Raw genomic sequence first — 7,071 nt, forward strand, 5'->3', positions numbered from 1 at the left:
AGATGAGTTTACGACTAACTTTCAAAGTAGAAGGCTAGCCAATGAGCTAATCGTCTTATTTGATATGGGCGAAAAATCTCAATATGGAAACGATTACTTTGATAATTCGCTTAAGATAGCCGATTATGAAAACGATGTAAAGCTTTCAGAAGTTAAAAGCTTTTTAGCTTCAAAAGGAGCTGCGCCGTTACGCGTTTATGAGCGCGCAGTTAAGAGTAGCGGGAAAAATAAGTTTAAAAGATATTCGGGCAGGCTAAACGCCGAAGTCGTTTCTCTCGTTCCTTTCGATACCCAATTTAGAAAAGCGCAAAAGAACTGTTTTGATGGCACTTCCCTATGCTTATTTAACGAATTTCCTTTGCTAACCGAAACGGATGTCGAGGGCGACATTACTTCTATGATGATCAACTTTGTTGAGGTTAAGGCGGCTTTTAATAACTATCAAGATGGTTTTACGCCAGTAAAGATTACCATCCATACTGCAACTTACACTGGAGCAAAGCTCAACGCTATCTTAAGTAAAATTCCGAAAAAAGCATTTGAAAATAATGAGTTAAACTAAATAAGAGAGTCTGATGAATGAGGTAGAATGGATCAATAAATACGGCTTTTGCTAGGAATGGTTTTAGGTAGTGAGGAATTCGGTTAGAATTTCCCCTATCTAGGGGATTGGTTCCTCTTTGCACCCAAAATTTTCAATCTACCCTCCCCTGATTTAATTAAAATTTCCCTCTCATTTTTCAAAGTTTCCCCTTGGCTGACAGAATCTGACACTATGGCTCACTATAATTGCGCTCAAACTCGGAGGTAAAACGCCTACGAGATCAATTAAGGGAGTTGTAATGAAAAAGATTGTGTTGTCGCTAGCAGCGGCTGGAGCTATGAGTGGCGCTTTGGCGCAAGAGGTGCCGAATTTAGCCAATATCGCGCCGAGCAATTACGGCTCGTACGTCCCTACGCTTGATTTTTACATCAAAGGCAAGGATATAACGGACAATATGTCTTTTGCGGTAGGACTAGACAATAAATTCGGGCTAGCTCGAGGCGTCGCTTCGGCTAGTTTATTTTGCGTAATTTTTCAAAAAATAATTTAAGTTTAGTTGCAATAAAATTTCAAAAATATAACACGAAGGAGGCAATATGGCTAAATACCTATACGGTGCAAGTATCCAGGGTATACAAGAGTATATTTACGCCACGAACAAGCTGCAAGAGATCATCGGTGCCAGCGAAATAATAGACTCGCTCGGACAAAAATTTAATGACAAGCAAGAGAGCAAGGGCGCGATATTTGGCGTCTTCGACGAACTAAGGGCGAACGGCTTAGTAGAGCAAATTTTGCTTAATGCCGCGGGAAATTTTAGAGCGATCGTAGATGGCGAGGAAAATTTAAAAAAGATCGTCAGGGATCTGCCTAAAAAGATAATGCAAAATGCTTACGGCATTACCATCTCTCAGGCTACCGCTCCTTATAACGGCAACGACTACGGAACGGCATCGAAAGAGCTCGAACGAAAGCTAAAAACTCAGCGCAACCGCCCGAGCTTGCCGCTTGATATGAGTATAAATTTTATGGCTCTTGCGCCCAAAACGGCGCGACCTATCGTAAAATTTGATGACGATGATGCATTATTAGACATTTCGTCCGTTCAAAAGAGAGAAGCGCACGGAAGATGGTTTAAGAGGCACCCGGGAGCTAAGGAATTAAAAGAATTTAGCCAAATTTCAAATAAGAAAAATAAACTAGCCGTTATCCACGCAGATGGCAATGGGCTTGGTGTATTAGTTAAAAATTTGATTGGAGTCGTAAAAAAGAGCGATGATACTGGAGCTATAGCTAGATTTTCGCAGGCGCTTGATAAAGCGACAAAAGATGCATTTACCAATGCCAAAGTAAAAACAAAAGTCGCTCTTGGAAAAGATGATCTAAAGATAAAAGCGCTAATTTTAAGCGGCGACGATATGACGGCGATTTGCGATGCGGATATAGCGTTAGAATTTACTAAAAATTTCATAGAGGAATTTGAGAAGGAAACGGACAATAAAAAGCGCGATATAGAGAAAAAACTCACGATGTGCGCGGGGATTGCCTATTGTAACGAAAAATTCCCGTTCCATTATGCGGCAGCTCTAGCTGAGGAGCTTTGCGGTGCCGCAAAAAAGCACAGCAAAGATCGCTACGTAAACGATGCCGAAAAAGACATAGCGCCAAGCTGCTTAATGTTTCATAACGTCCAAAGCTCGAATTTCCAAAGCTGGGATAAATTTATAAAAGATGAGCTTACGATTGGGGATAAAAAAGAAGGATGCGCGAGCGATGGCAAAAATACTAGCGAAATCAGATGCGATTTCGGACCTTATTATTTGGGCGATACGACCAAGTCAAAAAACGAGCCAAAGGTAGAAAATTTTATAAATTTAGCCGAAATTTATCGTAGTGAAAATAGCCCCAAGGGCAAACTGCGAGAGTGGATAAAGGAACTTGGCATAAACGATAGATTAGCCAAAGTTATGCTAGATAGAATAAATGAGATGTTAGAAAATAGGGGCAAATTTGATGAGGTCCTGAAGGCTCTTTACGGCGAGTTGTCGTGCGGAAATTTGATTTTAGAAAAGGACGGGGCGCAAAAAACGCCGATTTACGACGTGTTGCAATTTCTCTCCGTTACTTCGGGTGCGGAAAATAAAAAAGTGGAGGGCAAAAATGACGATAAATTACGAGCTTAAATTTTTCGACTATTGGCATGTCAGTAGTGGTCTTAGCGGTGGAGCGGCGCTTGATAGCTATGCAGTAAAAAACTCTGCAGGCCTTCCGTATGTGCCGGGCAAAACGATAAAAGGACTTGTGCGCGAGGCAGCGGAGCTATTTTGGGATGCGAATGATATAGATAAGTGCTTTGGCTCACGAGGCGGCAAAAATAAGCAAAATAATGACAATGAGCAAAACGAAAACGACGATACTACGCAGGCGCAGTGCTATTTTAGCAGCGCTACGATAGATGAAAAAATCGCTGCCGAAATTACGTCAAATAACTTGCAGCGCAATCTTTTTGAAATCATTTCAGCTACCAAAATCAGCGACAACGGTATCGCGGTAGATAATTCGCTAAGAGATATAGAAGTCGTTTTGCCTATAAGTTTAAAAGGCGAGATCCAAAATGTAAGCGGCGAGATCGCTCAAAATCTAAAACGCGCGCTAGAGATGATAAAGCGGATAGGATTAAACCGTAACCGAGGCCTCGGCAGATGCGAATTTAAAGTTAAGGAGCTACGATGAGAGAGTTTAGATTTGAGATAACTTTTAAAAGTCCTATTATTTTGCAGGCAAGTTCTAACACGCAGGGCAAGATGAGCTCGCTTGATTTTATCCCAGGAAGTGCATTTTTGGGTATGGTAGCTAGTAGATATAGCGACTTTAGTGATCCTTTTAAAATTTTTCATAGCGGAGCAGTGAAATTTTGCGATGCTGCGCTGATCAAAGATGGTAAAGAATTTTTTAAAATTCCGCTTTCCTATTTTCACGAAAAGCTTGATGGCAGCAAAATTTACAATCATCACTTGTTAAGCCGCGAAGAATCTGAAAAATTTACCCAGCTAAAACAGATGCGAAGCGGCTACATAAATGACGAAAAAAAGAAGCTTAGCATGGACCTAGATTTTTCACAAAAGAGCGCATACGATAAAATCAAAAGACGCTCTATGGATAGTCAGATGTATGGCTACGAGGCGTTTAGGGCTGGAATGAAATGGCGATTTAGCGTTAAATTTGACGCTAACGTGCGCGAAGACGACATCAGTCGCGTAAAAGAAACACTAGAGCGCTCAACTAGGCTCGGCAAATCAAAAAGCGCCGAGTATGGGGCGGTAGAGATTAAATTTATAGGCGAAAATACGGATGAAATCCAAAGCTTTACGCCGCCTGAGGGATATACTTTCGTTTATGCTAAATCTCGCCTTGCGCTTATTGACGAAAACGGCAATCCAAGCTACGACGTAAAATATATTTTGCCGAATTCAAATGAAAATAATGTCGATTACGCCAAGACGCAGATTAGAATTTCAAATTTCACCCCTTATAACGGCGCCCGTAGTACAAAAGACTACGAGCGAGCCTGCATAAATAAAAGTAGTGTAATTGCTTTGAAAAATTTAAGTGCCGAGCAGATAGCCGCACTAAAAAACGGCGTCGGAGCGTATTTGAGCGAAGGCTTTGGCGAAGTGCTGATAAATCCGTGGTTTTTAAACGGTGGCAATGTAAAGGATAGTCCGATAGAATTCCAAAAAGAAGCGGAGACTGAGCACTCGACTAAAGAGATACCGATACAAAGTGATTTGGCTAAATTTTTAAAACAAAAGCAGACCACGAAAGACCAGGCTCTTGAAATAGCCGAGAGGGTGGCTAATTTTATAGAAAGCCATAAAGATAAATTTGGCAAAATTTCAAAATCACAATGGGGCGCAATAAGGGCGCTTTGTAAATCAAGCGCAGATATTCAAAAAGATGTGAGTGAATTTATAGGCGAAGGTGTTGCAAAAGATAAATGGAGCGACGCAAAAGAAACGCTCCTAAAGGCTATTGAAAAAAGTAGAGACCCGCTTAAATTTGCTCTACTTTTATCAATGCAAATGCCAAGAATCACAGGAGAAAAGCAATGAAAAGATTTTTAGCGCACGTCATCATAGAAGCCAAAACTCCGTTAAAAGTCGGCGGCGGCAAAAATGATCTATTTTTGGATGCACCGGTGCAAAGAGATTGGAACGGCTTGCCGATGATCTTAGGCACTTCGGTTGCAGGGATTTTGCGCAGGGCGTTTGAAGATAATGCCGGCAAGGATGCCGCGAATAAAATTTTTGGAACCAAGCGCGAGGAAAAGGGTCGGGGCGGAAATGGAAAGGAAAGCAAAGACGAAAATAAACAAGAAGACGAAGATTTACTCGGCTCAAGACTAATTATCTCAAACGCTCTGTTGCTCGTTGATAAGAATAACAAGGTTTGCGAAGAGTTGCTTTTGCAAAAGAGTGAGTTTTTGCGCTATTTTAATATTTTACCAATCAGAGATCATGTAGCCATAGGCGCGAACGGCGCGGCAAAGGATGCGGGGAAATTTGACGAAGAAGTTGTATTTAAGGGCACTAGATTTAAATTCTCGCTTGAGTTTGACGGAAGCAAAAAGGAGTTCGTGGAAATTTTAAATCTACTTTACGATCCTATGCTAAGGCTTGGCGGCGGAAGCTCGAAAGGCTTTGGCTCACTTGGAATTTTAGAGATAAAATGGGGCGAGTTTGAGCCGGACAGATACTCTAGCAGTTTAAATTTTAGCTCCGATGGATTTGCGAAATTTATGCCCGAGAGTGCAAAAGACGATAATTTGAAAAGACAAAAATTTATCAGATACGAGCTTAAAATTTCGCCAGATGATTTCTTTATGTTTGGAAGCGGATTTGGCGATAAGGACGCGGATCAAACGTCCGTGCTTGAGAGTGTGATCGACTATGAAAATAAATGCCTTGGCAAACGTAAAATTCTAATCCCGGCAAGTTCGGTAAAAGGCGCATTATCACACCGAACAGCGTTTCATTTTAATAAAATTAATAAACAATTCGGCGAAAAAGCCAAAGTTGGCAGTGAAAACGAAGCCGTAAGGGAAATTTTTGGCTACGAAAAGAATAAAAACGATAAAGGCGCCAAAGGTAAAATTTTAATCAGCGATTGCTTTTTAGATTACGATGAAGCAAAAGATACGAAGGTTTTTGAACACGTTAGCATCGACCGCTTCACGGGCGGAGCGATCGATAGCGCTTTGTTTCAAGAAAAAGCGGTCGCAAAAAGAGACGAATTTATAATAGAAATTTTGCTTAAAAACTACGTGTGCGGTGACAAAGAGAATGAAGCTTTTGATAACGCCTTAGGCGCCTTTGAAGCGGCTTTAGATGACGTAGTTCAGGGGCGTTTGTCGCTTGGTGGAGCAACCACAAAAGGGTATGGATTTTTCAAAGGCAAGGTCTTAAAATACAACGAAGGACGGATCGAAAATGAAAAAGAATAAAGACGAAATTTTAAAATACGTGAATGAAAATTTAAAAGGCTACGAGGGCTACATCCAGCTAATGGGTGAAAAAATCGACGAGAAGCACCTATTTTTAGCGGGCGAGCGAACTCCTAGTCTAGGCGAAGACGAGCTAATCTATGAGGCGCATTTTTTTAATGCAAATTTGAAGAAAAGCATTTCTATCCGCCAGATAAACGACGCTTGGTTTGTCGATGAGACGGAGTTAAACAAAGTAGCGCTAGAGGAAAGCGACATAAAAACGTTTTATCCTAAATTTGGTAATTTTAAAATAAAAATGGCTCAAATTTGGCAAGATGAAAAAGACGAGTTTTGCGAAGTGCCTCAAGGTAATGGAACTCTTGAGGGTTTGCCAGTATTGAAACTTCAAAAGATAGTATTTGCAGGCTTTGTAAAAGATGAAAAGGATAAAAAATGATAACCGCTCCATATAATTTTGTACCGCTAAACGATAAAATTTTCTACCCGCCTTGGGCTAGTGAGAACATTCTTAAAAATATCCATGACGTGCCGTTTGAAGACGGCGAAAGCGGCGTAATCGAGCTCGAAGTAACCGCCAAAAGTCCTATTTTTATAAAGGATGGCAAAAACCCGAGCGAGTTTTGCCATTATATAAACGAAAATGGAGGCAAAGAGTATTATATCCCCGCAACCAGCATCAAGGGCATGATAAGAAACGTGCTTGAGATAATGAGCTTTAGTAAAATTCGAATAGATGAAAGCAAGCATAAAAAGTATCTTAGCGTCAGAGATATGGCGGATAGAAAAAATTTAGTCGGCATGGTTAATGAAAATACTGGCGGCTGCGGATTTTTAGTTAAAAACGGCGATAGTTATATAATAGAGAAATGCGCAGATATTAGAACAATATGTCTGCTCAAAAATACAAACTACGAAGAAATAGAAAAGCTCGAAACAGCCAAGGAAAAATATAAAAAATTCGGCTTGTTAAAAGAGATAAATTTTACTCCTTATGATGAAAAATCAAAAACTAAAATGGGAC

Annotated in this window: 8 protein-coding genes; all 8 read left to right on the forward strand. The window is 40.5% G+C overall.

Features of this window, described 5'->3' with window-relative positions; translation table 11 throughout:
* On the forward strand, positions 1-562 hold a 562-nt coding region (locus Q0095_RS06625), incomplete at its 5' end, for a hypothetical protein (protein ID WP_297882516.1).
* 280 nt (positions 563-842) lie between these two features.
* Positions 843-1,094, forward strand: coding sequence for a hypothetical protein (locus Q0095_RS06630; RefSeq protein ID WP_297882517.1), 252 nt, complete (start codon positions 843-845; stop codon positions 1,092-1,094).
* Between the two features lie 46 nt (positions 1,095-1,140).
* On the forward strand, positions 1,141-2,727 hold the full coding sequence (locus Q0095_RS06635; RefSeq protein ID WP_297882518.1) for a hypothetical protein: 1,587 nt from the start codon (positions 1,141-1,143) through the stop codon (positions 2,725-2,727).
* Positions 2,705-3,277 (forward strand): RAMP superfamily CRISPR-associated protein, encoded by a 573-nt coding sequence (locus Q0095_RS06640; protein WP_297882519.1) that lies wholly within the window; start codon positions 2,705-2,707, stop codon positions 3,275-3,277. Before Q0095_RS06635 ends, Q0095_RS06640 begins: the two co-directional genes overlap by 23 nt.
* A complete protein-coding gene (locus tag Q0095_RS06645) occupies positions 3,274-4,656 on the forward strand; it encodes a hypothetical protein (RefSeq protein ID WP_297882520.1) in 1,383 nt (460 codons plus the stop codon). Before Q0095_RS06640 ends, Q0095_RS06645 begins: the two co-directional genes overlap by 4 nt.
* On the forward strand, positions 4,653-6,047 hold the full coding sequence (locus Q0095_RS06650; protein ID WP_297882521.1) for an RAMP superfamily CRISPR-associated protein: 1,395 nt from the start codon (positions 4,653-4,655) through the stop codon (positions 6,045-6,047). Before Q0095_RS06645 ends, Q0095_RS06650 begins: the two co-directional genes overlap by 4 nt.
* A complete protein-coding gene (locus Q0095_RS06655; protein WP_297882522.1) occupies positions 6,034-6,486 on the forward strand; it encodes a TIGR04423 family type III CRISPR-associated protein in 453 nt (150 codons plus the stop codon). Before Q0095_RS06650 ends, Q0095_RS06655 begins: the two co-directional genes overlap by 14 nt.
* Positions 6,483-7,071 (forward strand): RAMP superfamily CRISPR-associated protein (locus tag Q0095_RS06660; protein ID WP_297882523.1); only part of this gene is annotated, 589 nt, incomplete at its 3' end. The genes Q0095_RS06655 and Q0095_RS06660, both read left to right, overlap by 4 nt.

It is taken from the genome of uncultured Campylobacter sp. (assembly GCF_938045535.1).
GTDB lineage: Bacteria > Campylobacterota > Campylobacteria > Campylobacterales > Campylobacteraceae > Campylobacter_B.